The sequence below is a fragment of the Pseudomonas gessardii genome, from assembly GCF_001983165.1.
Lineage (GTDB): Bacteria > Pseudomonadota > Gammaproteobacteria > Pseudomonadales > Pseudomonadaceae > Aquipseudomonas > Aquipseudomonas gessardii.
Genome location: NZ_MNPU01000020.1, coordinates 44,746 through 68,086 on the forward strand (window position 1 = coordinate 44,746; position 23,341 = coordinate 68,086).

A 23,341-nucleotide genomic window follows, 5' to 3' on the forward strand; every position below is an offset into this window, starting at 1 on the left:
GGAGAGATGCCATGGCGACCTTGATTGGCGCACGTCACAGCCAGGCGATCTGGCGCGACTACCTGGAGCTGACCAAGCCCAAGGTGGTAGTGCTGATGCTGATCACCTCGCTGGTGGGCATGTTTCTCGCCACCCGCGCCGGGGTGCCGTGGCCGGTGCTGATCTTCGGCAACCTGGGGATTGCCCTGTGTGCCGGCGGCGCGGCGGCGGTCAACCATGTGGTGGACCGGCGCATCGACGCACTGATGGCGCGCACCCACAAGCGGCCGCTGGCTGAAGGCCGGGTTTCCCCGGCCGCCGCGCTGATATTTGCCCTGGCGCTGGCAGTGGCCGGGCTGGGCCTGTTGCTGGCGTTTACCAACCCCTTGGCGGCCTGGCTGACCCTGGCCTCGCTGCTGGGCTATGCGGTGATCTACACCGGCTTTCTCAAGCGGGCGACGCCGCAGAACATCGTGATCGGCGGCCTGGCCGGCGCGGCGCCACCGTTGCTCGGCTGGGTGGCGGTCACCGGGCATGTGAGTGCCGAACCGTTGCTGCTGGTGCTGATTATCTTTGCCTGGACCCCGCCACACTTCTGGGCCCTGGCCATCCATCGCAAGGAGGAATATGCCAAGGCCGATATCCCGATGCTGCCGGTAACCCACGGCGAGCACTACACCAAGGTGCATATCCTGCTCTATACCTTCGCGCTGCTGGCGGTGAGCCTGATGCCCTATGTGATCCACATGAGCGGGCTGTTGTACCTGGGTTGTGCGCTGGTTTTGGGCGCACGCTTTCTGCAATGGGCCTGGGTGCTGTACCGTGGCAGTCGGCCGCACGCGGCGATCAATACCTTCAAGTACTCTATCTGGTACCTGTTTTTGCTATTTATCGCCCTGCTCGTAGACCACTACTTATTGTTGAACCTATGACTCGAACTCAAAAAACTGTCTTTATCCTGGTGGCCCTGGTGGCGTTGATCATGGGCCTGACCGTCAACAAAGTCCTGTCTGGCAAAGGCCAGGGCGACCCTACGGCGTTGGTCGATGCAGGGATTATCCTGCTGCCGCAAAGCCGCCAGCTGCCGCCTGTGACCATGACCAACCAGGACGGCCAGCCGGTGCTGGTCAATGAGTTGAAGGGCAAGTGGAGCGTGCTGTTCTTTGGCTACACCTTCTGCCCGGACATCTGCCCGACCACCCTCGCCCAACTGCGGCAGATCAAGAGCGAGCTGCCCAAGGACGTGGTGGATAAGCTGCAGGTGATCCTGGTCAGCGTTGACCCGCACCGCGATACCCCGACGCAGCTCAAGCAGTACCTGAGCTACTTCGATCCGCAATTTGCAGGCCTGACCGGGGCGAATGTGGAGGATGTGCAGAAGGTCTCGAATGCGGTGAGCATTCCGTTTATCCCGGCGGATACCAGCAAGCCGAACTACACCGTCGACCACAGCGGCAACCTGGCGTTGATCGGGCCGGATGGTACCCAGCGTGGGTTTATCCGTGCGCCGTTGAATAACCAGAAGCTGGTGGCGCAGTTGCCGGGGTTGTTGCAGCGCAACTAGCTGACAACACCGATCAAGTGTGGGAGCTGGTTTGCCTGCGATAGCGTCAGGTCAGCCAGCCTCTTGGTTGCTGACCCACCGTTATCGCAGGCAAGCCAGCTCCCACACTTTGCTTTGCTCGGCTTCAGAGAGCGTATTTCAGATCAGAACGCCGGCAGGATTGCGCCTTTGTACTTCTCGTTGATGAACTTCTTCACTTCTGGAGTGTGCAGGGCCTTGACCAGCTTCTGCACCGCGTCCGAATCCTTGTTGTCCTCGCGGGTTACCAGGATGTTGACGTAAGGCGAGTCGTTGCCTTCGATCGCCAGGGCATCCTTGGACGGGTCCAGCTTGGCTTCCAGGGCGTAGTTGGTGTTGATCAGCGCCAGGTCAACCTGGGTCAGCACGCGCGGCAGGGTGGCGGCTTCCAGTTCGCGGAATTTCAGGCCTTTTTCGTTGCCGGTGATGTCCTTGATGGTCGACAGGATATCGGTCGGGTTCTTCAAGCTGATCAGGCCCTTGTTGGCCAGCAGCAGCAACGCACGGCCGCCGTTGGTGGCGTCGTTGGGGATCACCACGTTGGCGCCGTTCGGCAGCTCGGCCAGGGTCTTGTACTTGCTGGAGTAGGCGCCCAGTGGCTCCAGGTGCACGCCGGCCACGCTCACCAGGTGGGTGCCCTTGGCCTTGTTGAACTCATCCAGGTACGGCTGGTGCTGGAAGAAGTTGGCGTCCAGGCGCTTCTCGGCCACTTGTACGTTCGGCTGCACGTAGTCGGTGAACACCTTGACCTTCAAGTCCACGCCTTGCGCGGCCAGGGCCGGCTTCACGAACTCAAGGATCTCAGCGTGCGGCACCGGTGTGGCGGCGACCGTCAGGGTCTCGGCGGCATGGGCGGAAAACGCGGCAACCGCGGCGAAAGCAACCAGTAGTTTTTTCATCCAACAAGCTCCTTGTTCGGGCATTTGCCGGCGGTGGCCGGCCATGGCCGTTATTTTCGAGAATAGTGGGTCACCAGCTTATCGCCGATGGTTTGCAGAATCTGCACCAGCACAATCAACATCACCACGGTGACGACCATCACGTCATCCTGGAAGCGCTGGTACCCATAACGGATCGCCAGGTCACCCAGGCCACCGGCACCCACCACACCCGCCATGGCGGTGTAGCCCACCAGGGCAATGGCGGTCACGGTGATTGCCGCAATGATGCCGGGTTTGGCCTCGGGCAGTAGCGCCTTGGTGATGATCTGCCGCGTGGTCGCGCCCATGGCCTGGGTCGCCTCGATAATGCCGCGATCGACCTCGCGCAGGGCAGTTTCCACCAGCCGTGCGAAGAACGTCGAAGCGCCGACCACCAGCGGTGGAATCGCGCCGGCCACGCCCAGCGAAGTGCCCGTGAGGAACACGGTCGTCGGGATCATCACAATCAGCAGAATGATAAACGGCAGAGAACGGATGGCGTTGACCACGAAGGCCAGGGCGGCATAGGTGGCTTTTTGCTCCAGCAACTGGCGTGGGCTGAACAGAAACAGCAGGATGCCCAATGGCAGGCCCACCAACACGGTGAAAAACAGCGAGGTGCCGAGCATCAGCAGGGTGTCGTTGGTGGCCACCCAGATATCGGCCCAGTCGACGTTGTCGAAATAATGCAGTAGCACGTCCATTAACGCAGGACCTCCATGTGCACATCGGCGGCGGTAAAGCGCGCGAACGCCGCTTCCATGTCACCGCCGGTGATGGCCAGGGTCAGTTGCCCGTAAGGGGTATCTTTGATGTGGTCGATGCGACCGGCGAGGATGCTGTAGTCCACACCCGTTTCGCGGGCGACGGTGCCCAGCAGGGGCGCGTAGGTCGCTTCGCCCTGGAACGTCAGGCGCACGATGCGGCCTGGTACATGGGCGAATACATCGCGCTGCTCGCCTTCATCAACCTGCTCGGCTTCCTGCACAAAACGCTTGGTGGTCGGGTGCGTGGGGTGCAGGAACACCTGGGCCACCGGACCCTGCTCGACAATCACCCCGGCATCCATCACCGCGACCTGGTCGCAGACACGGCGGATCACGTCCATTTCATGGGTGATCAACACGATGGTCAGCTTCAGCTCGCGGTTGATCTCGGCCAGCAATTGCAGGACCGAGGCGGTGGTCTGTGGGTCGAGGGCACTGGTGGCTTCGTCGCACAGCAGGATTTTCGGCTTGGTGGCCAGGGCGCGGGCGATGCCGACGCGCTGTTTCTGGCCGCCGGACAACTGCGCCGGGTACTTCTTGGCGTGGTCGGACAGGCCGACCCGGTCCAGCAGTTCGGCTACGCGCGCATCGATCTCGCGGCGCGACAGTTCACCCGCCAGGGTCAGTGGCAGCGCCACGTTGTCGGCGACGGTCTTGGAGGCCAGCAGGTTGAAGTGCTGGAAGATCATCCCGACCTGCTGCCGGAAACGGCGCAGGCCGTTGGCATCCAGGGCGGTGACGTCTTCGTCATCGACCGTGATCTGGCCGCCCGAAGGCTCTTCCAGGCGATTGATCAGGCGCAGCAGGGTACTTTTTCCTGCACCGGAGTGGCCGATCAGGCCAAACACCTGGCCGTTCTCGACACGCAGGCTGGTGGGGTGCAGTGCGGGGATATCCTTGCCGGCGACCCGGTAGGTTTTATGGACGTTATGAAACTCGATCACGTAGCGAACCTTGTGGGGCGCATTGAAAAGGGATCAGCGGTTAGCCGGGCGCGCATTTTAGCCTGTCCGTATAGTGTTTCTTAGCATTTATTTCGTATTCAACCAGCGATTTGGCAATAACGCGATCAAAGGTCATAAAAAAGGAACGGTAAAAAACCCCATCAGTCACTACATAAGCAACTCGACTTCCCGGGTGCCGTGCCCGGGGTTTTGCTCAAACGGGCCAGGGATCGCCCTGGACTACGCAAACGAGGAGTTTTGACTGATGAGCACCAAGAAACCCGTCGCGCCACCCAAGAGCGCGCTTGCAGGCACCGACACCCTGGACCGTGGCAACACCAATGCCAAGCTGCACAGCCTGGAAAAATTCCGTTCCGACGCCACTGGCCAGGCGCTGCGCACCAACCAGGGGGTGAAAGTCTCCGATAACCAGAACAGCTTGAAGGTCGGCGCTCGCGGCCCTTCGCTGCTGGAAGATTTCATCATGCGTGAAAAGATCACGCACTTTGACCATGAGCGTATCCCGGAGCGCATCGTGCATGCCCGCGGTGTGGGGGGCCATGGTTACTTTCAGTCCTACGAGAACCATTCAGCACTGACCAAGGCTGGCTTCCTACGGGATCCCGGGCATAAAACCCCGGTATTCGTGCGATTTTCCACGGTACAAGGGCCACGCGGCTCAGGTGATACCGTGCGCGATGTACGCGGCTTTGCGGTGAAGTTCTACACCGAAGAGGGCAACTTCGACCTGGTTGGCAACAATATGCCGGTGTTTTTTATCCAGGACGCCATCAAGTTCCCGGACTTCGTGCACGCGGTAAAACCCGAGCCCCATAACGAAATGCCCACGGGCGGTTCGGCCCACGATACGTTCTGGGACTTTGTGTCGCTGGTGCCGGAGTCGGCGCATATGGTGATCTGGGCCATGTCCGATCGGGCGATCCCGAAAAGCCTGCGCAGCATGCAGGGGTTTGGTGTGCACACCTTTCGTTTGATCAATGCCAAAGGGGTGTCCAACTTCGTCAAGTTTCATTGGCGCCCTACGGTGGGCACCTGTTCGCTGGTGTGGGATGAGGCGCAAAAACTGGCAGGCAAGGATACCGACTTCCACCGGCGTGACCTGTGGGAGGCCATCGAGGGTGGTGACTATCCCGAATGGGAGTTGGGGGTGCAGGTCATTCCCGAAGAAAACGAGCATAAGTTCGACTTCGACCTCCTTGACCCGACCAAGCTGATCCCTGAAGAGCTGGTGCCGATCATGCCGCTGGGCAAGATGGTGCTCAATCGCAACCCGGACAACTACTTTGCCGAGACCGAGCAAGTAGCCTTCTGCCCAGGGCATATCGTGCCGGGTATCGACTTTTCCAATGATCCGCTGCTGCAAGGTCGCCTGTTTTCCTACACCGACACGCAGATCAGCCGTCTAGGTGGCCCGAACTTTCATGAGTTGCCGATCAATCGGCCAGTAGTGCCGTTCCATAACGGCCAGCGTGATGCGATGCACCGCTCGACCATCGACAAGGGGCGTGCGTCCTATGAGCCCAACTCGATTGATGGCGGCTGGCCCAAGGAAACCCCGCCGGCAGCGCAGGATGGCGGTTTTGAAAGCTATCCAGAGCGCGTCGATGCGCACAAGGTCCGCCAGCGCAGCGAGTCGTTCGGCGATCACTTTTCCCAGGCGCGCCTGTTCTTCAACAGCATGAGCCCGCACGAGCAGGAGCACATCATCGCGGCCTACAGCTTTGAGCTGGGCAAGGTCGAGCGTGAGTTTATCCGGGCGCGCCAGGTCAATGAGATCCTGGCCAATATCGATCTGGGGCTGGCCAAGCGCGTGGCGCAGAACCTCGGCCTGCCGGCGCCGAAAAAAGGCACCGTGGCAGTGCGCAAGACCGCGCCAGAACGCTCGCCGGCCTTGAGCCAGGCCAATCTGCTGTCGGGGGATATCAAGACGCGCAAGGTGGCGATCCTGGCGGCCAATGGTGTGGATGGGGCAGCCATCGCCGCGTTGCAAAAGGCGCTGGCCAAGGAAGGCGCCCATGCCAAGCTGCTGGGGCCGACCTCGGCGCCAGTAACCACGGCCGATGGCAAGCACTTGGTGGTGGATGCCTCGATGGAAGGCTTGCCGTCGGTGGCGTTCGACGCGGTGTTTGTGCCGGGTGGGGCGAAGTCGATCCAGGCCTTGAGTGGCGATGGCGTGGCGTTGCATTACCTGCTGGAGGCCTACAAGCATTTGAAGGCGATTGCCTTGGCCGGTGAGGCGAAGCAGTTGTTGGCGGTGTTGAAGCTGGAGGCTGATGCGGGCTTGATTGTGGGCGGGGATGCCAAGGCGTTGAAGGCGTTTATTGCGGCGATTGCCCTGCATCGGGTCTGGGAACGGGAGCCTAGGGCCAAGGCGGTTCCGGCTTAAGTCATTGGTTGCTTGATAGGGCGCCATCGCGGGCAAGCCCGCTCCCACATTTGAAATGTATTCCAATGTGGGAGCGGGCTTGCCCGCGATTGGCGTCAGTCGGCTTTACGCGGAATCAGCACAACCTGCGCCGGAATATGCTTGAGGATCTGCCGGTGAATCTTCAGGTCATACCCTGAATCTATCCGCTTCACTCGTTTGCTCAGCAGCGTGTTCAGCCACGGGTAATCCTCGGTGCGCGGCACCTGGAGGCTCACATCACACTGGTAATTCACCACATCGGTGGCGATGGCATCCAGTTGATGGCGCAATTGCTGGATATCCGTGAGGTTCAGCGCAACCGTGGTGCTCTCGGCGGTGGGGTCGATGACCTTGGCCGGTGGCTTGGCTTCGGCGGCTTTGAGGGCGGCCTCGGCTTTATCCAGCTCAGCCTTGCGGGCGTGGGCGATGGCGCTGTTGACCCCGCCGGTCAGCGCCGGAGCCTTGGGCATCAAGGCCCGGGCGCGGCTCAGGGCTGTGGCGGCGGCGTTGACATCACCTTTTTGCAGGACGATCTGGCTACGCTGCAGATAGGCTTCGGCCAGTTGGCGCTGGTAAGACTCCAGCGTTGCATCGTCAGGCGACTGGGCCTGCAACGCAGCGAGTTGGTCTTCGGCGGTGGCCAGCTCACTGCTGGCCAGGTTTTGTTCCAGCTGTGCAATGGCCGCAGCGCGCGCGTCCGGCGCCTCGGGGGCAGCGGGCGGGGTGCTTTGGCAGGCGCCCAGCAGCAGGGAAAATGCGGCAAGGAGCAGATAACGGGAGGTGAACGGCTTCATTCCTGCGACTCTCTAATTGCGCAAAAAGCGAGCAAGTCTACACCCCTCGACGGGGCAGGACAAAACTCAGCAGAAACAGTGCGGCGGCCGTGACCACAATCGACGGCCCGGCCGGGGTGTCCTTGAACCAGGACAGCGCCAGGCCACCACACACGGCGAGCATCCCCAGCAAACTGGCGCCAATCGCCATCTGTTCCGGCGAGCGTGCATGACGCTGGGCGGCGGCAGCGGGGATGATCAATAGCGACGTGATCAACAATACGCCGACAATCTTCATTGCGACAGCAATCACCACCGCGATCAGCAACATCAGGGTCATGCGCAGTGCGGGTACGGGCAAGCCTTCGACGGTGGCCAGTTGTTCGTGGACGGTAATGGCCAGCAGCGGGCGCCATAGGGCCACCAGCAGGATCAATACCGCCGCGCTGCCGCCGAGAATCCAGGCCAGGTCCGTAGGGCTGATCGCCAGCAGGTCGCCGAACAGATAGGCCATCAGGTCGATGCGCACTTCATGCATAAAGCTCAGCACCACCAGGCCCAGGGACAGGGTGCTCGGTGCAAGGATCCCCAGCAGGGTGTCCGAGGCCAGGGGCTGGCGCTGTTGCAGGGTCACCAGCAGCACCGCCAGCAGCAGGCAGCCGACGGTTACCGCGATGGTCGGGCTGACGTCCAGCAAAAAGCCCAGGGCCACGCCGAGCAGGGCCGCGTGGGACAAGGTATCGCCAAAGTAGGCCATGCGCCGCCAGACCACGAACGAACCCAACGGGCCCGCCACCAGCGCCAAAGCCAAGCCTGCAAGCAGGGCGTAGAGCAGAAAGTCAGCCATGCTTGCAGCCATCTCCGTGGACGTGGGTATGAGGGGCGACCGGATCGGCGACTACCGCGCCATGTAGGTCATGGGCGTGGTCGTGATGGTGGTGGTAGATCGCCAGGCTCTGGGCATTCTTGCCGAACAGCTCGACAAAGGCCGGGTCGCCGCTGACCTGCTCCGGGTGGCCGGAACAGCAGACGTGGCGATTGAGGCATACCACCTGGTCGGTGGTGCTCATTACCAGATGCAAGTCGTGGGACACCATCAGCACGCCGCAGCCATGCCGGTCGCGCAGGCGGGTGATCAGGCTGTAGAGCTCGGCCTGGCCGGCCACGTCGACGCCTTGCACCGGCTCATCGAGCACCAGCAACTCGGGTTCGCGCAGCAGGGCGCGGGCCAGCAGCACGCGCTGCATTTCGCCGCCGGAGATGCTTTGTACCGGGCTGTCGATCACCTGCTCGGCGCCGACTTCCTTGAGCGCGGCCAGGGCGCGGGCGCGGTCCACGCCAGGCACCAGGCGCAGGAAGCGCAGCACCGACAGTGGCAAGGTCGGATCGACGTGCAGTTTTTGCGGCATGTAGCCGATGCGCAGCCTGGGCTTGCGCCAGACATTGCCGCTGTCGGGCTTGAGCAGGCCGAGTACGGCACGCACCAGGGTGGTCTTGCCCGCGCCGTTGGGGCCGATCAGGGTGACGATCTGCCCCGGCTCGACGCTCAGGTCAATGTTGTCCAGCACGTTCTGGCCAGCGAACGTGACGCCGACCTGTTCCAGGCGGATTAGCGCAGTGCTCATCAAGCCCCCTGGCAGCCCGAGCAGATGCCGACCACTTCGACGGTCTGCCCTTCGACCTGGAAGCCGACATCGCTGGCACTCTTGATAATCGCGTCGCTGATGCTTTTTTGTTCAAGCTCGATGGCGGCGTGGCATTCGCGGCAGATCAGGAACTGGCCCTGGTGCGCATGTTCCGGGTGGTTGCAGCCGACAAAGGCGTTGAGCGAGGCGATGCGGTGCACCAGGCCGTTTTCCAGCAGGAAGTCCAGCGCACGGTACACCGTGGGCGGCGCGGCGCGGCGGCCGTCCTGCTCGCTGAGCACGCCGAGAATGTCGTAGGCGCCCAGCGGCTTGTGGCTCTGCCACACCAGTTCCAGCACCCGCCGGCGCAGGGCAGTCAGGCGCAGGCCTTGGCGTGCGCACAGGGCGTCGGCCTCTGACAGTGCGTTGTGCACGCAGTGAGAGTGGTCATGGGGGCGGCTGGCAAGCGGTGTTTTAGGCATGAGCGGCGACAGATATTTGTGAGAGACGTTATTATGTTACCCGTTCCTGCTGACTTGAGTGCTCATCGTGTCCCGACTTTTTGCCGTTTTTGTCGTATTTGTCACCAGTTTATTGATGGCCGGGGCTGCCCAGGCCGAGGTTCGGGTGCTCACCAGCATCAAACCGTTACAGCTGATTGCCGCTGCGGTGCAGGACGGCGTGGCGATTCCAGAGGTGCTGTTGCCACCGGGCGCCTCGCCGCATAACTACGCATTGCGCCCATCCGACGTACGGCGTGTGCAATCGGTGGACCTGCTGTATTGGATCGGCCCGGACATGGAAGGCTTCCTGCCACGGGTCCTCAAGGGGCGCGGCTTGCCGACGGTGGCGGTGCAGGAGCTGCCGGGCCTGAAACTGCGGTATTTCGCCGAAGATAAGCACGCCCATGGCGAAGAAGCCGACGACCATGATCACGACCATCGCCCCGGCAGCCTGGATGCCCACCTGTGGCTGTCGCCGCTGAATGCGCGGGTGATCGCCAGCAAAATGGCGGCGGACTTGAGCGCCGCAGACCCCGCCAACGCGGCGCGCTACCAGAGCAACCTGCAAGCCTTCGAGGCGCGCCTGGATGCCTTGGACCTGCGTTTGAAGGCGCGCCTGGCGGGGATCGCCGGCAAGCCTTACTTCGTGTTCCATGAAGCCTTCGACTACTTTGAACAGGCTTACGGCCTCAAGCACACCGGTGTGTTCAGCGTGGCTGCCGAGGTGCAACCGGGGGCCCAGCATGTGGCCGCGATGCGCACGCGCCTGCAGGAAGTGGGCAAGACCTGTGTGTTCAGCGAACCCCCCTTGCGCCCGCGCCTGGCCGAGACCCTGGTGGCCGGCCTGCCGGTGAAACTGGCGGAACTGGATGCCCTGGGCGGCTACACCCCGGCCACGGGCCAGGGGTATGAGCAGTTGCTGGAGAAGCTGGGCAATGATTTGGCAGGGTGCCTGGAGTCACTGTAACAGGCGACATAGAACCCCTGTAGGAGCGGGCTTGTGTGGGAGCGGGCTTGCCCGCGATGAGGGTGTGTCAGTCACCTTAATGAGCGCCTGATACACCGCTATCGCGGGCAAGCCCGCTCCCACACAAGCCCGCTCCTACAGCGTCAGAGGGCGAGCGGCAGTTGCAGAGTGACCTGCTGGCGCTGCTCCAGCAGCTGTTGAAGCTCTACCGGATCGTGGATCAACACGTCCTGCCCCGCAAACGTCTGCGCCGCAATCAGCCGTGACAGCCAGAACCGCACACACGCCACGCGCAACATCGTCGGCCACAGCTCGGCTTCCTTGGTGCTGAACGGGCGCAGTGCCGCGTAGGCGCCCAGCAGTGCGCGGGCGCGGTGGCCGTCGATCACCCCGGCGGCGTCCGAGCACCAGTCATTCAGGGCAATCGCTACGTCGTACAGCATCGGCCCGGAACACGCATTGTAGAAGTCGATCAACCCGGTCAGGTGGGTGCCTTCAAACATGGCGTTGTCGCGGAACAGGTCGGCGTGGATATTGGCCTGTGGCAGCGTGAGGATCTGCCCTTTGTGCTGCCGGATTTCATCCAGTGCCAGTTGTAACAGCTGCTGTTGGTGGGCGTCGAGGTGCGAAATCAGCTGTGCGCCCTCGTCGAGCATCCAGTCCAGCCCGCGATCGGTCTTGCGCTCCAACACCTTGTCGCCCTGGGTGGCCAGGTGCAAGTGGCCGAGCAACTCGCCCACTTGTACACAATGCTGGGCGTTGGCGTCCTGGATATGCTTGCCCGCCAGGCGCGGTTGCAGCAGCGCCGGCTTGCCCGCCAATTCGCGTAGGGCCACGCCATCGGTGGTGCGCAGGGCGTAAGGCACAGGCAGGTCGGCGTCGTGGAGCACATCGAGCAGTTCGATGAAGAACGGCATTTCCTGCACGGGGCCGCGCTCAACCAGGGTCAGGACGAATTCGCCCTGTTCCAGGCTGATAAAGAAGTTGGTGTTTTCGCTACCAGCGGCAATCCCCTGGAAATCGAGCAGGCGGCCGAGCCCATAAGGGGCGAGAAAGGTTTCCAGCTCGGGCCGAGCCAGGGGGGTGAACACAGACATGGTTAAAACTGCCAGTACGGGCGCCACAGGCCGCAGCGCCGATTAAAATTAAGAAATCATTTCCATTCAAAGATCTTCCATGACGGGATCAGCATATCCGGCTGGTCCGAGCGGATGAAGTTCGCATCGGTTCCGTCCGCGCGCACCAGGAAATACGGGGGCGCGCCTTTGGGCGTTACCTTGATGGCATACAGAAAGCCGTTTTGGCGGTATTCCTGGATGGTCTTGTCGCCTTCCGTGCGAATGGTAACTTGCGGGTCGCCCGAAGGAGCATCGTCTGCCGCCATGGCAGCCATCGGAGCGAGTGCAATCAAGCTGGTCAACAGCAGGCGATTGAATGTACGCATGATAACCTTGTCCCTTTGTTGTCATTGGTCCGGCTATTCTAGCGCCTGACCCGCCGAAAAGGTTGATCCTGCTCATGAGCCAAGCCCCCCTCGTCCTGGTGGACGGTTCTTCATATCTGTACCGCGCCTTCCACGCGCTGCCGCCGCTGACCACCTCCCAAGGCCTGCCGACCGGTGCGGTCAAGGGCGTGTTGAACATGCTCAAAAGCCTGCGCAAGCAGTACCCGGACAGCCCGTTCGCGGTGGTGTTCGATGCCAAGGGTGGGACATTTCGCGATGACATGTACGCCGAATACAAGGCCAACCGCCCGAGCATGCCCGATGACATGCGCGTGCAGATCGAGCCGCTGCACCAGAGCGTAATTGCCCTGGGCTTCCCGCTGCTGTGCGTCGAAGGCGTTGAAGCCGACGACGTGATCGGCACCCTGGCCCGCAGCAGCGCGGCTGCCGACCGCCCGGTGGTGATCTCCACAGGTGACAAGGACATGGCACAGCTGGTCGACGGGCACATTACCCTGGTCAACACCATGACCGGTAGCGCCATGGACATCGACGGCGTAAAGGAGAAATTTGGGGTCGCTCCCGAGCAGATCATCGACTATCTGGCACTGATGGGCGATTCCTCCGACAACATCCCGGGTGTTCCTGGTATCGGTCCTAAGACCGCTTCGGGACTGCTGGTCGGTGTGAACGGCGGTTTGAAAGAGCTCTACGAGCAGCTCGATATTGTCCCGACCCTGCCGATCCGTGGGGCCAAGACCCTGCCGGCCAAGCTGGAAGAGCACAAGGAGATGGCGTTCCTGTCCTACCAGTTGGCGACGATCAAGGTCGATGTGCCATTGGCTGTCGGCCTGGACGATTTGCACCTGATCGAGCCGGATCGCGAGAAGCTGCTTGAGCTGTACACCCTGCTGGAGTTCAAGAGCTGGATCGATGAGATTCAGCGCGACGCCAAGCGGGTCGAGCTCAAGGCCGCCGCTGACGTTGCGCCGGCCCAGGTTGCAGTTGAGGCCCAAGCGCCTGTGGCCCCGGTCCAGGCGCAGTACGAGACCATCCTCGACCAGGCCCGTTTTGACGTCTGGCTGAAAAAACTCAATGACGCGAAATTGTTTGCCTTCGATACCGAAACCACCGGTATCGATGCCCAGCAGGCGCAACTGGTGGGGGTTTCGTTTGCCGTGCAGGCCAATGAAGCGGCCTACATCCCGCTGACCCATTCCTACATCGGCGTGCCTGAGCAACTGGATCGCGATACGGTGTTGTTGGCGCTCAAGCCGTTGCTGGAGGACCCGAACAAGCTCAAGGTCGGCCAGCACGCCAAATTCGACATGAACATCCTGGCCAATTGCGCCATCGGCGGCGACCCGGCGCACGGCATCACCGTGCGCGGCATCGCCTTCGACACCATGCTCGAATCCTACGTGCTGAACTCCACGGCGACCCGCCACGACATGGACAGCCTGGCGAAGAAGTACCTGGAGCATGACACCGTCAGTTTCCAGGACATCGCCGGCAAAGGCGCCAAGCAGCTGACCTTCGACCAGATTGCCTTGGAACAGGCCGGCCCCTACGCCGCCGAAGATGCCGATGTGACCCTGCGCCTGCACCTGGCGCTGTATGAGCAACTCAGCGCCTTGCCGAGCCTGGCCAGCGTGCTGACAGATATCGAGATGCCATTGGTGCCGGTACTGGCGCGGATCGAGCGCCAGGGAGCCCTGGTGGATGCCGCGTTGCTTGGCGTGCAGAGCATCGAGCTGGGCAACAAGATGGTGGAACTGGAGCGCCAGGCGTATGAGATCGCCGGCGAAGAGTTCAACCTCGGTTCACCCAAGCAATTGGGGGCGATCCTCTACGAAAAACTCGGGCTGCCGGTATTGAAGAAGACTGGCAAGGGCCAGGCCTCTACCGCCGAGGAAGTGCTGGCCAAACTGGCCGAAGATGACTATCCATTGCCCAAGGTGCTGATGCAGTACCGCAGCATGAGCAAACTCAAAAGCACCTACACCGACCGTTTGCCCGAGCAGATCAACCCGCGTACCGGGCGTATCCACACCTCTTATCACCAGGCCGTGGCCGCCACCGGGCGCTTGTCGTCCAGTGATCCGAACCTGCAGAACATCCCGGTGCGCACCGCCGAAGGCCGGCGGATCCGCCAGGCATTCGTTGCGCCCAAGGGCTACAAACTGCTGGCGGCGGACTATTCGCAGATCGAACTGCGGATCATGGCGCACCTGTCCAAGGACGAGGGCTTGCTCAACGCCTTCCGCGATAACCTGGATGTGCACACGGCCACGGCGGCCGAGGTGTTCAAGGTCGAGTTGGGCGAGGTCACGTCCGACCAGCGCCGCAGCGCCAAGGCGATCAACTTCGGCCTGATCTACGGCATGGGTGCGCAGAAGCTGGGCAAGGACATTGGCGTCGATACCAAGACGGCCAAGGCCTACATCGATGTGTACTTCGCCCGCTACCCGGGGGTGCGCGAGTACATGGAACGCACCCGCGCCCAGGCATCCGACCAAGGCTATGTGGAAACCCTGTTCGGACGTCGCCTGTACTTGCCGGATATCCACTCCAACAAGCCGCAGGAGCGCGCGGGCGCCGAACGCACCGCGATCAACGCGCCGATGCAGGGCACTGCCGCCGATATCATCAAGAAGGCCATGGTCAAGGTCGACAACTGGCTGACGGAGTCGGGGCTCGACGCCAAGGTCATCCTGCAGGTGCACGATGAATTGGTACTGGAGGTCCGCGAAGACCTGGTGGCCGAGGTCAGCGAGAAGATTCGCGAGCACATGAGCAGTGCCGCGCAACTGGATGTGCCGCTGCTGGTGGAAGTCGGGGTGGGGGATAACTGGGACGAGGCGCACTGATCGGCTGGCACGGCTGCGGCATGACGTCGCAGCTGTGCCTGTTAGATCGGAAAGCTCCGAGGGTTATTTCCAATAGTTTTGCGCTGTGCCGGAACTTAACCCATGAAAAGTCACTCAGAGTTACTGAATGGGTGGTGAAGCCCTTCAATGCTCCTATGTTGTGTTAAGTGTTGGCAGATATCTGGACCCCGCCCTAGCGGTCCGGAACTTGGACCCCGAACTTCCCCTCCCCATACGAAGTCCGGGGTTTTTTTTGCCCACAGAAAAGTTACTCGGCCAGTTCTGCGCCCTTGTCCGCCAGCTCCATCCAGCCGGCCAGCACGGTATAGGCATCTTCCAGGCCCATGCGCTTGGGCGCCGAGAACAGCTGGATGGTGATTGCATCACCCCAACCTTTACGGATTTGCGCCTGCACTTTGAGCAAGGTGCCCTTGGCGGCGCCGTAGGTCAGCTTGTCGGCCTTGGTCAGCAAAATGTGCATCGGCATGCCGCTGGCGACTGCCCAATCGAGCATCAACAGGTCGAAGTCGGTCATGGGATGACGGATATCCATCATCAGGATCAGCCCTTTCAGGCTTTCGCGGCCACCCAGGTAGGCTTCCAGGTGACGCTGCCAGTGCAACTTCAATGGGATAGGGACTTTTGCGTAACCGTAGCCCGGCAGGTCGACCAGACGCCGATCATCGTCTAGCTTGAAGAAGTTGAGCAACTGTGTGCGGCCCGGGGTTTTCGAGGTGCGAGCCAGGCTGGCATGGGTCAGGGTGTTGAGCGCGCTGGACTTGCCGGCGTTGGAGCGCCCGGCGAAGGCCACTTCAAAGCCTTCGTCGTCGGGGCATTGGTCGACTTTGGCGGCGCTGAGCATGAACGTGGACTGTTGGCACAGACCGAGGATGGGGTTCTTGAGTTGCATGGGATTTCCGATGTGGGCGGTGCCGGGAATGGGTGCGGCAAGTAGTGTCGTTCCCGTTTCAGTGGCGCCAGTATATAATGCCGCAGATTTTGTGTGTGCTTTGTCCCAGCGAAGGATGAAGTTCACGGGAGCGATAGACCTTTATTGCGCATTAGAACGCAAAACGCTTCCAAACCCTGAAAAGGTCGACGTATGACCCAGTGGCTGCTAGCTGTCGGTGTCCTGTTACCACTTTACAGTGCGCAGGCTACACAGGATCCGGAAGCTGTGTACAACCGCGTTTGTGCGGCTTGTCATGCCGGGCAGTTGCCAATGGCCCCCAAGCGGGGTGACCAGGCAGCCTGGGCGCCGAGACTGGCGCAAGGCATGGATACGCTGGTGCAGCGTGTGACCCAGGGTTTCAAGGCGATGCCGCCGCGTGGTTTGTGCATGGAATGCCGTGCCGAGGATTACCAGGCCATCATCCTTTTGATGAGCGAGTAGACCCGGTCCATAACTCTATAACCTTTAGCCGTAATTGGATTAGCTGATGAACAAATTGATCGTGAGTCTGCTGTTGACCTTGGGCATCACTGGTGTTGCCCATGCTGCAGGTGACGCTACTGCTGGCCAGACAAAGGCCGCCGTATGTGGTGCCTGCCATGGACCGGATGGCAACAGCCCGGCACCCAACTTTCCAAAACTGGCGGGCCAGGGTGAGAAATACCTGACCAAGCAGATGCACGACATCAAGGACGGCAAGCGCACGGTCCTGGAAATGACCGGCTTGCTGACCAACCTCAGCGATCAGGACCTGGCGGATATCGCGGCGTACTACGCCAGCCAGGCCGGCAGTGTGGGCGCGGCAGATCCGAAACTGGTCGCCCGTGGTGAACAATTGTTCCGTGGCGGCAACCTGGACAAAGGCCTGCCGGCTTGTACCGGTTGCCACTCCCCGGACGGTTCGGGTAACGCCGCAGCAGGCTTCCCGCACCTGGGTGGCCAGCACGCCCAGTACATCGCCAAGCAATTGACTGATTTCCGCAAGGAAGACGCCGGTCGGGCCAACGATGGCGATGCCATGACCATGCGTACCATCGCGCGTAAGATGAGTGACGAAGACATTGCAGCGGTAGCCAGCTACATCCAAGGCTTGCACAAGTAAGGCCTGGATAAACCTGCGTTGCAAGGGCCGACATGCCGTGTAACGTTAACGCTCGATTAATCCGTTGATGCAAGCATAAAAAGGGTAGCTGCGGCTGCCCTTTTTTGTGGCTGCTACCGTTACACTAACGAACTCATGCCCGTGCCGGCCTGTCATAAAAAAGGTCGCGCGAGGCGACTTTATTTGTCCAGGAGTAAAGCATGCGTAAATTGATCCTCAGCGCCGCTCTCGTCACTGCCAGCCTGTTCGGCATGACCGCCCAAGCTGCCGATGTGCCGCTTGAAGCGGGTAAAACCTATGTTGAATTGACCAATCCAGTGCCGGTTTCCGTGCCGGGCAAGATCGAAGTCGTAGAGCTGTTCTGGTATGGCTGCCCGCATTGCTACTCTTTTGAACCCACCATCAACCCTTGGGCCGAGAAGCTGCCATCGGACGTGAACTTCAAGCGCATCCCGGCCATGTTCGGCGGCCCTTGGGATGCCCACGGCCAGATGTTCCTGACCTTGGAAGCCATGGGTGTGGAGCATAAGGTTCACGGCGCGGTGTTCGATGCGATCCAAAAACAAGGCAAGCGCCTGACCAAGCCTGAAGAAATGGCTGACTTCCTCGCCACCCAGGGCGTGGACAAGGACAAGTTCCTCACCACCTTCAACTCCTTTGCCATCAAGGGCCAGGTCAAACAGGCTAAGGACCTTGCGCAGAAGTACGGCGTGCAAGGCGTGCCAACCCTGATCGTCAACGGCAAGTACCGCTTTGACCTCGGCTCCACCGGCGGTCCTGAAGCGACCCTCAACGTTGCCGACCAGTTGATCGCCAAAGAGCGCGCAGCCAAGTAAGGGGCTCGCCATGCGTCGCTGGGGTACTGAACGGGTGGTTGGCCGGCACGATCCACAGGTCAATGAACACCACCTCGCGTCCACCGGCCTGCCGGCGGACAGCCGGCTGCGCTTGTTGAGCTTCAATATCCAGGTTGGCATCAGCACCGAGAAATATCGGCATTACCTGACCCGTGGCTGGCAGCACCTGCTGCCCCACAATGGTCGGGCCGACAATCTGCAGAAGATTGGCGACCTGCTGGGTGACTTCGACCTGGTGGCCCTGCAGGAGGCCGATGGTGGCAGCCTGCGTTCGGGCTACGTCAACCAGGTCGAACACCTGGCCCAGCTCGGTGCCTTTCCCTACTGGTATCAACAACTCAATCGCAACCTCGGGCGCTTGGGCCAGCACAGCAATGGCGTACTCAGCCGCTTGAAGCCCTGGGTGATCGAAGACCATCCACTGCCGGGCCCGAAAGGGCGCGGGGCGATTCTCGTGCGGTTTGGCGAGGGCCCGGAGGCGCTGGTGGTGGTCATGATGCACCTGGCGCTGGGCGCGCGTACCCGGACCCTGCAATTGGCCTACATCCGTGAGCTGATCGGCGATTACAAACACCAGGTGCTGATGGGGGATATGAACACCCATGCCAGCGACCTGCTGCAGAACTCTCCGTTGCGCGACTTGGGGCTGCTGGCGCCGCAGGTCGAGGCTACGTTCCCCAGTTGGCGTCCGCAACGCTGCCTGGATCACATTCTGTTAAGCCCGACCCTGACGCTGGAAAGTGTGCAGGTACTGGCCCAACCCATTTCCGATCACCTGCCGGTCGCGGTAGAGATTCGTCTGCCGGGTTCGCTCACGGTGGATGCATTACCCGCGTTGAGCCCTGGCCCCCGCGGACCCCTTGCATGAGCGACGACGCCCAGCGCTGGAAAGAAAAATACCTGTTAAGCATCGAGCAACAAGACAAGCTCGAACGCCGTTGGGCTGCGCGCCTCGACTTGCTGCGCCGTGGGCTGGTGCGCAGCACGCTGGCGGCCGAAGGCACGGACCGGGCCGTGGACCAGTGCATGAAAGAGATGCGCGATGTGGTGCGCACCGATGACATGGACGCCGCGCTCGCCGCCTTGTTGCCACGCCTGGAAAAGGCCGTGCTGGACTCCGAACAACGCCGTGAGACACGGGTCGATCAGATCAGCACCGCGCTGACCGCCCTGGTGGCGCAACTGCAGGCGCTGCCCTTGCCGCGGGAAGTCAGTCGCCCGCTCAAGAGCTTTGCCAAGCAGTTGGACAGCCGCGTCGGCCAGGCGCGAGAAATTCCCCTGCTGCTCAGCGAGTTGAGCGGCCTGCAAGGGCAGGCCCTGAGCAATCTTGAGTCGAATGACGAGCCGCGCCCAGGTTTGTTGCAGCGCCTGTTTGGTGCCAAGGAGGCGGAGGCTGACGTCGCGCCGGTTGAGCCCGCCGTTTCGCCGACTGCCCGGGAGGGTCCTGCGCTGGCAGCCGCTCCTGCGCCGCAGCCAGTGCCGCAGGCGCCGGAGGAAACGCCCGAGCTGGCCCAGGCCCTGCGTGCCTTTACACCGCAAGTCCAGGCCCCGCCGCCGGCGGTGCCTGAGGCCGCACCTGCGCCGGTGCCCGTTGCACCCCGGGCGGATGTGGATGATCGCGTGGTAGCACTGCCCCAGGTTGCTGCTCCCCGCTTATCGCCGGTCGAAATGCCCACGGTTGCAGCCCAGCCCCCGGAACTGCCCGAGCCGGTCGAGGTGAGCGCTACGCCGCTGCGTGAAAGCGCGGTCGCAGTGGCGGAGGTTGTGCCTCAGGCTTTGCCGCAGGTGCCGCAACCAACCGCAATCGGCAGCCTATCGTTGCCGCCTGTGCTGGATGACGAGGCGGCTGAAGTCGATCCCGAGGCGCTGTACGCCCTGCCTGATTCCCCAGAGCCTTCCTACAGCTCAGTTGCCAAGCACATTGAAGGCACCCTGCTCGGCCTGCTGAGCGACCTCGACCTGCCCGAGCATCACCGGCCCCAGGCTGAAGCCATGCGCGAACGCCTGGCCCACGGGCTGAACTGGTACGAATTGCTACCGATCCTCGATGATCTGGCGGTATTGATGCTGGCCATCACCGATAGCGGCCAGCACGAGTTTGAAGCCTATCTCAAGCGTCTCAACGAGCGGCTGGAGGCCTTCCAGAGCAATCTGCAGGCGGCCAGCGACGGGCACGCCGACAGTCGCAGCGCCGCGCGCGAGATGGATACGCAAATCCGTGAACAGATGGATGGCCTGCAAAGCAGTGTCCAGGAAGCATCCGACCTCGATGACCTCAAGCAAGTGCTGGAAAGTCATCTTGAGGGGCTGTTGGGCGCCATGGATGAGCATCAAAAGCAGCGTGACCAGCGTGAACATGAAGTCGCTGCGCGGTTGCAGGGGCTGGCCGAGCGGGTCGTGAGCATGGAGCAGGAGGCCCAGGGTTATCGTGACCACCTTGAGGTCCAGCGCCAAAAAGCGCTGATCGACCCGCTCACCGGCTTGCCCAATCGTGCGGCCTGGAGCGAGCGCCTGGAGTATGAGGTCAATACCTGGCATCAACAGGGCAACAGCTTGTCACTGGCGATGCTGGACCTCGATCATTTCAAGCGCATCAATGACAGCTACGGCCATCTGGCGGGCGACAAGGTGCTGAAGATCATTGCCAATGTGTTGAGCAAGCACCTGCGGCCGACGGATTTCATTGCGCGCTTCGGGGGGGAGGAATTTGTGCTGCTGATGCCGGATTCGGCGCTGGGCGATGCGCTGGAGCTTGGCGAGCACCTGCGGACGGCCATTGAAGCGTGCCCGTTTCACTTCAAGGGGGAGCGGGTGACCATCACCATGTCCATCGGCATGGCGCAGTTCCAGCCCGGCGAGCGCAGCGACCTGGCACTCAAGCGCGCCGACGAAGCCTTGTACCGGGCCAAGGCGGCAGGACGCAACCAGGTACAGGCGGCCTGAAAAGTTGTTCCATTTTGTAAGCTGGCCGCTGACCGGCAAATGGTACGTTACACTGTTGCATTATTGTCTTTAGCGTACTGTCTGTTGCCATGAAATTTCTAGTTATTGCTCTTGTGTTGCTCACGCTCGGCGGCTGTGCGAGTGGGCCGCGGCTGGATACCAGCCACCCGTCGGCGAACTTCGACAATCGCGTGCAGTTTGTCGTCCTGCACTACACCGCTACCAACCTTCAAGGGTCGCTGGCGCTATTGACCAAAGGCCAGGTCAGCAGCCACTACCTGATTGGCGATGACGCCAGTGCGACCATCTATAAGCTGGTGGATGAAGGCAAGCGCGCCTGGCATGCCGGGGAAAGTGAATGGATGGGGCGTACCTGGCTCAACTCCAGCTCCATTGGTATCGAGATCGTCAACCCGGGCTACCGCGATACACCCACCGGGCGTGTCTGGTATCCGTACTCCGAAGCGCAGGTCCGCTCCCTGGTGGCCTTGCTCAAGGACATCAGCCAGCGCAACCGGATCAACCCAAAGTTCATTATCGGTCATAGCGATATTGCCCCCGGTCGCAAACTTGATCCGGGTCCACTGTTCCCGTGGAAGCGCCTGGCGGATGAAGGCCTGGGGATCTGGCCCGAGGCCCAGGCGGTCGCGCGGTATCAGGCGCAGTACGCTGCTCAGCTACCGAGCATCACCTGGTTCCAGGAAGCATTGACACGCTTGGGGTATGCCACGCCGCAGACCGGCGAGCTGGATGTGGCAACGCGGCGTGTGCTTGCCGCCTTCCAGATGCGCTTCCGGCCGGCGCTGTTCGATGGCGCGCCGGATGCGCAAAGCGCAGCCATATTGCAGGCACTGAACGAGCGCAAGCGCTAGGCTACTTGCAGCTGCATCTATAACGGCAACGCCATATAGAACTGCGTGCCCTGCCCCGGCCGGGAATAGACCCCCATGCGGCCACCGTGCAACTGTACGATCTCCTTGCACAGCGCCAGCCCCAGGCCGGCGCCGCCTTTCTTGCGGCCCACCTGCACAAAAGGCTCGAAAATCCTGCCCTGCTGGCCGTAGGCGATGCCTTCGCCGTTGTCCTCGACGCTGATAATCAGCCGTTCGCCATGGCGCCGCGCCTGTAGGCGAATCTGCCCGCCGTCGCTGGTATGGCGCAGGGCATTGCCGAGTAGATTGTCGAGGACTCGTTCCAATTGCGCCTGGTCGGCATGCAGCCTGGGCAGTTGCGCTTGTGCTTCTATCACCAGGTCGATGTTTTGCGCATTCGCCAGCTCGGCAAAACGGGCGCGGGCATGTTCAAGCAGGTTGTTGATGTCGCACGGCGCCAGGGTGAGCTTTTGCAGGCCGTTCTGGTAGCGGGAAAAGTTCAGCAGGTCATTGATCAGTTGCATCAAGCGCTGCATTTCCTCGTTGACCGTGTTCAACAGGTCGGCTTCGCGGGACTCTGGGGGGAATTTCGCCCGTTCCTGGAACAGACCGAATGCCATGTGCATGCCAGTGACCGGCGTACGCAGTTCATGGGAGGCACGCAGCACGAACTCACTACGCACCCGCTCGAAGGCGCGTTGCTCGGTCACGTCATGCAGCACCATCACGGCGCCGAGAATATGCCCCTGATGGTGGCTGACGGGCGTCATGCTGTAGGTCAACAGGCGCGATTCGCCTTCGACCTCTACTTCCAGATCGTCCGGTGCACGTTCCAGGTTGCCGCCGCGCAGTACCAGATGCAGTTGCTCATCCATCTCGGGGCGTTGCAGTGCTTCACCCAGGCCCTGCCCCAGGCGGGTCTCGTTCCAGCCCAACTGGCGCTGGGCGACCGGGTTGAAGTGTTCCAGGCGCCCTTGGCGGTCGATCATCAGCAAGCCGTCGTCGATACTGTCGAGCACTGCCTGCAAGCGTTGCTGGCCGGCGAGCAGTTCGTCGACATTGGTCGCCTGATGCTGGCGCAAGGCTTCGGCCATGATGCCAAAGCGCCGGGTCAACTGATTCATTTCTGCCGCCGAGGAAATCGGCAGGGTGACATCAAAGTTGCCTTGGCCGATTTTGTCGGCCGCCTTGGCCAGGGCTTCGATCGGCCCGCCAAAACGCCGGGCGATACCATGGGCGGTGATGAAGCCGATAATCAGTACCGCCAGGCCCACCAGGCCGAGCAGGCCGGCGATCCACAGGGCACGTTCGCGAGACTGGCGTTCGGTGTCATTGATGTTTTCCAGCGCGCCCTTGTGTTCGCTGATCAGCCCGTTGCGCAAGACGTTGAAACTGGCCGTGATTTTTTCGTTATTGCGCAGGGACGCAGGCGTGTGTTCGTTTTCTTCAAATGCTTCCAGGAACGTCAGGTAATTAGCCTTGGCCTGAGTGAAACCTCCGATCTTGGCGACACTCATTTCATGGCTGATGCCTTGGTCCAACAGCTTGAAATACTGTTGCTTGGACGCCTCCAGCGCGAGCGGGTCCGGTGTGTCGTTGAGCATCATGATCAACTGGTCGCCCAGGGTCTGGCGCAGCTTGAGCCCCAGGTCCAGGGTAATGAAGTTGCTGCGGATCAGGGATTCCTGGGTCTTGGCCATTTGCATGACACTCACCAGCCCCAGCAGCAACCCGAGCAGGGCCACGGTGATCAGCGCAGAAATGCTCAGGAACAGCCGCGTGCGCAGTTTCATCGCCAGCTTCATAAGGTGCA

22 protein-coding genes are annotated in these 23,341 nt (G+C 61.6%); 11 read left to right on the forward strand and 11 right to left on the reverse strand.

Features of this window, described 5'->3' with window-relative positions:
- Window positions 1–11 precede the first annotated feature (11 nt).
- The gene (gene cyoE, locus BLL38_RS15575) at window positions 12–911 is read left to right on the forward strand and encodes a heme o synthase (RefSeq protein WP_076963359.1); all 900 of its coding nucleotides are present in this window, start codon (window positions 12–14) and stop codon (window positions 909–911) included.
- Window positions 908–1,543 carry an SCO family protein gene (locus BLL38_RS15580; protein WP_076963360.1) on the forward strand — a complete coding sequence of 212 codons (636 nt, stop codon included), beginning with the start codon at window positions 908–910 and terminating at the stop codon, window positions 1,541–1,543. Before cyoE ends, BLL38_RS15580 begins: the two co-directional genes overlap by 4 nt.
- 143 nt (window positions 1,544–1,686) lie before the next feature.
- Here the strand turns inward: BLL38_RS15580 and BLL38_RS15585 are convergent, their stop codons facing one another.
- The 3 genes from BLL38_RS15585 to BLL38_RS15595 are packed head-to-tail and all read right to left on the reverse strand — an operon-like array spanning window position 1,687 to window position 4,192.
- The gene (locus tag BLL38_RS15585) at window positions 1,687–2,460 is read right to left on the reverse strand and encodes a MetQ/NlpA family ABC transporter substrate-binding protein (RefSeq protein ID WP_076963361.1); all 774 of its coding nucleotides are present in this window, start codon (window positions 2,458–2,460) and stop codon (window positions 1,687–1,689) included.
- Between the two features lie 50 nt (window positions 2,461–2,510).
- Complete coding sequence (locus tag BLL38_RS15590; RefSeq protein ID WP_076963362.1) at window positions 2,511–3,185, reverse strand: methionine ABC transporter permease; 675 nt, start codon at window positions 3,183–3,185, stop codon at window positions 2,511–2,513.
- A complete protein-coding gene (locus BLL38_RS15595) occupies window positions 3,185–4,192 on the reverse strand; it encodes a methionine ABC transporter ATP-binding protein (RefSeq protein ID WP_076963363.1) in 1,008 nt (335 codons plus the stop codon). Before BLL38_RS15595 ends, BLL38_RS15590 begins: the two co-directional genes overlap by 1 nt.
- 265 nt (window positions 4,193–4,457) lie before the next feature.
- On the opposite strand from BLL38_RS15595, the gene katE reads away from it, so the two are divergent.
- On the forward strand, window positions 4,458–6,599 hold the full coding sequence (katE, locus tag BLL38_RS15600) for a catalase HPII (RefSeq protein ID WP_076963364.1): 2,142 nt from the start codon (window positions 4,458–4,460) through the stop codon (window positions 6,597–6,599).
- A 95-nt stretch (window positions 6,600–6,694) separates the two neighbouring features.
- Here the strand turns inward: katE and BLL38_RS15605 are convergent, their stop codons facing one another.
- From BLL38_RS15605 to zur, 4 genes are read right to left on the reverse strand one after another with little or no spacing between them, the layout of a single operon-like run.
- The gene (locus tag BLL38_RS15605; protein ID WP_076963365.1) at window positions 6,695–7,414 is read right to left on the reverse strand and encodes a PA5502 family lipoprotein; all 720 of its coding nucleotides are present in this window, start codon (window positions 7,412–7,414) and stop codon (window positions 6,695–6,697) included.
- Window positions 7,415–7,451: 37 nt separating this feature from the next.
- Window positions 7,452–8,240 carry a zinc ABC transporter permease subunit ZnuB gene (gene znuB / locus BLL38_RS15610; protein ID WP_076963366.1) on the reverse strand — a complete coding sequence of 263 codons (789 nt, stop codon included), beginning with the start codon at window positions 8,238–8,240 and terminating at the stop codon, window positions 7,452–7,454.
- Complete coding sequence (gene znuC, locus BLL38_RS15615; RefSeq protein ID WP_076963367.1) at window positions 8,233–9,018, reverse strand: zinc ABC transporter ATP-binding protein ZnuC; 786 nt, start codon at window positions 9,016–9,018, stop codon at window positions 8,233–8,235. Before znuC ends, znuB begins: the two co-directional genes overlap by 8 nt.
- Window positions 9,018–9,500: a zinc uptake transcriptional repressor Zur gene (gene zur, locus BLL38_RS15620; protein ID WP_076963368.1), complete on the reverse strand. Its 483-nt coding sequence runs from the start codon at window positions 9,498–9,500 to the stop codon at window positions 9,018–9,020. Before zur ends, znuC begins: the two co-directional genes overlap by 1 nt.
- A gap of 67 nt (window positions 9,501–9,567) precedes the next feature.
- Between zur and BLL38_RS15625 the strand changes: the two genes are divergently transcribed.
- The gene (locus tag BLL38_RS15625) at window positions 9,568–10,488 is read left to right on the forward strand and encodes a zinc ABC transporter substrate-binding protein (protein ID WP_169897650.1); all 921 of its coding nucleotides are present in this window, start codon (window positions 9,568–9,570) and stop codon (window positions 10,486–10,488) included.
- A 143-nt stretch (window positions 10,489–10,631) separates the two neighbouring features.
- Here BLL38_RS15625 and BLL38_RS15630 read toward each other — a convergent pair whose 3' ends face one another.
- Both BLL38_RS15630 and BLL38_RS15635 read right to left on the reverse strand, forming a co-directional pair.
- On the reverse strand, window positions 10,632–11,585 hold the full coding sequence (locus BLL38_RS15630) for a homoserine kinase (protein ID WP_076963370.1): 954 nt from the start codon (window positions 11,583–11,585) through the stop codon (window positions 10,632–10,634).
- 56 nt (window positions 11,586–11,641) lie between these two features.
- Window positions 11,642–11,932: a DUF2782 domain-containing protein gene (locus BLL38_RS15635; RefSeq protein WP_076963371.1), complete on the reverse strand. Its 291-nt coding sequence runs from the start codon at window positions 11,930–11,932 to the stop codon at window positions 11,642–11,644.
- A gap of 74 nt (window positions 11,933–12,006) precedes the next feature.
- Here BLL38_RS15635 and polA point away from each other — a divergent pair, with 74 nt between their 5' ends.
- Complete coding sequence (gene polA / locus BLL38_RS15640) at window positions 12,007–14,802, forward strand: DNA polymerase I (protein ID WP_076963372.1); 2,796 nt, start codon at window positions 12,007–12,009, stop codon at window positions 14,800–14,802.
- A gap of 268 nt (window positions 14,803–15,070) precedes the next feature.
- Here the strand turns inward: polA and yihA are convergent, their stop codons facing one another.
- Window positions 15,071–15,712, reverse strand: coding sequence for a ribosome biogenesis GTP-binding protein YihA/YsxC (gene yihA / locus BLL38_RS15645; protein WP_076963373.1), 642 nt, complete (start codon window positions 15,710–15,712; stop codon window positions 15,071–15,073).
- A 192-nt stretch (window positions 15,713–15,904) separates the two neighbouring features.
- Here yihA and BLL38_RS15650 point away from each other — a divergent pair, with 192 nt between their 5' ends.
- From BLL38_RS15650 to BLL38_RS15675, 6 genes are all read left to right on the forward strand, one after another.
- Window positions 15,905–16,195, forward strand: coding sequence for a c-type cytochrome (locus tag BLL38_RS15650; RefSeq protein ID WP_076963374.1), 291 nt, complete (start codon window positions 15,905–15,907; stop codon window positions 16,193–16,195).
- A 46-nt stretch (window positions 16,196–16,241) separates the two neighbouring features.
- Window positions 16,242–16,856: a c-type cytochrome gene (locus tag BLL38_RS15655; protein WP_076963375.1), complete on the forward strand. Its 615-nt coding sequence runs from the start codon at window positions 16,242–16,244 to the stop codon at window positions 16,854–16,856.
- A gap of 200 nt (window positions 16,857–17,056) precedes the next feature.
- Window positions 17,057–17,692, forward strand: coding sequence for a thiol:disulfide interchange protein DsbA (gene dsbA, locus BLL38_RS15660; protein ID WP_076963376.1), 636 nt, complete (start codon window positions 17,057–17,059; stop codon window positions 17,690–17,692).
- A gap of 10 nt (window positions 17,693–17,702) precedes the next feature.
- The gene (locus BLL38_RS15665) at window positions 17,703–18,581 is read left to right on the forward strand and encodes an endonuclease/exonuclease/phosphatase family protein (RefSeq protein WP_076963377.1); all 879 of its coding nucleotides are present in this window, start codon (window positions 17,703–17,705) and stop codon (window positions 18,579–18,581) included.
- A complete protein-coding gene (locus tag BLL38_RS15670) occupies window positions 18,578–20,656 on the forward strand; it encodes a GGDEF domain-containing protein (protein WP_076963378.1) in 2,079 nt (692 codons plus the stop codon). Before BLL38_RS15665 ends, BLL38_RS15670 begins: the two co-directional genes overlap by 4 nt.
- A gap of 89 nt (window positions 20,657–20,745) precedes the next feature.
- Window positions 20,746–21,528 (forward strand): N-acetylmuramoyl-L-alanine amidase, encoded by a 783-nt coding sequence (locus tag BLL38_RS15675; RefSeq protein WP_076963379.1) that lies wholly within the window; start codon window positions 20,746–20,748, stop codon window positions 21,526–21,528.
- A 17-nt stretch (window positions 21,529–21,545) separates the two neighbouring features.
- On the opposite strand, the gene BLL38_RS15680 is transcribed toward BLL38_RS15675, so the two are convergent.
- Complete coding sequence (locus tag BLL38_RS15680; RefSeq protein WP_076963380.1) at window positions 21,546–23,333, reverse strand: KinB sensor domain-containing domain; 1,788 nt, start codon at window positions 23,331–23,333, stop codon at window positions 21,546–21,548.
- Window positions 23,334–23,341: the final 8 nt, after the last annotated feature.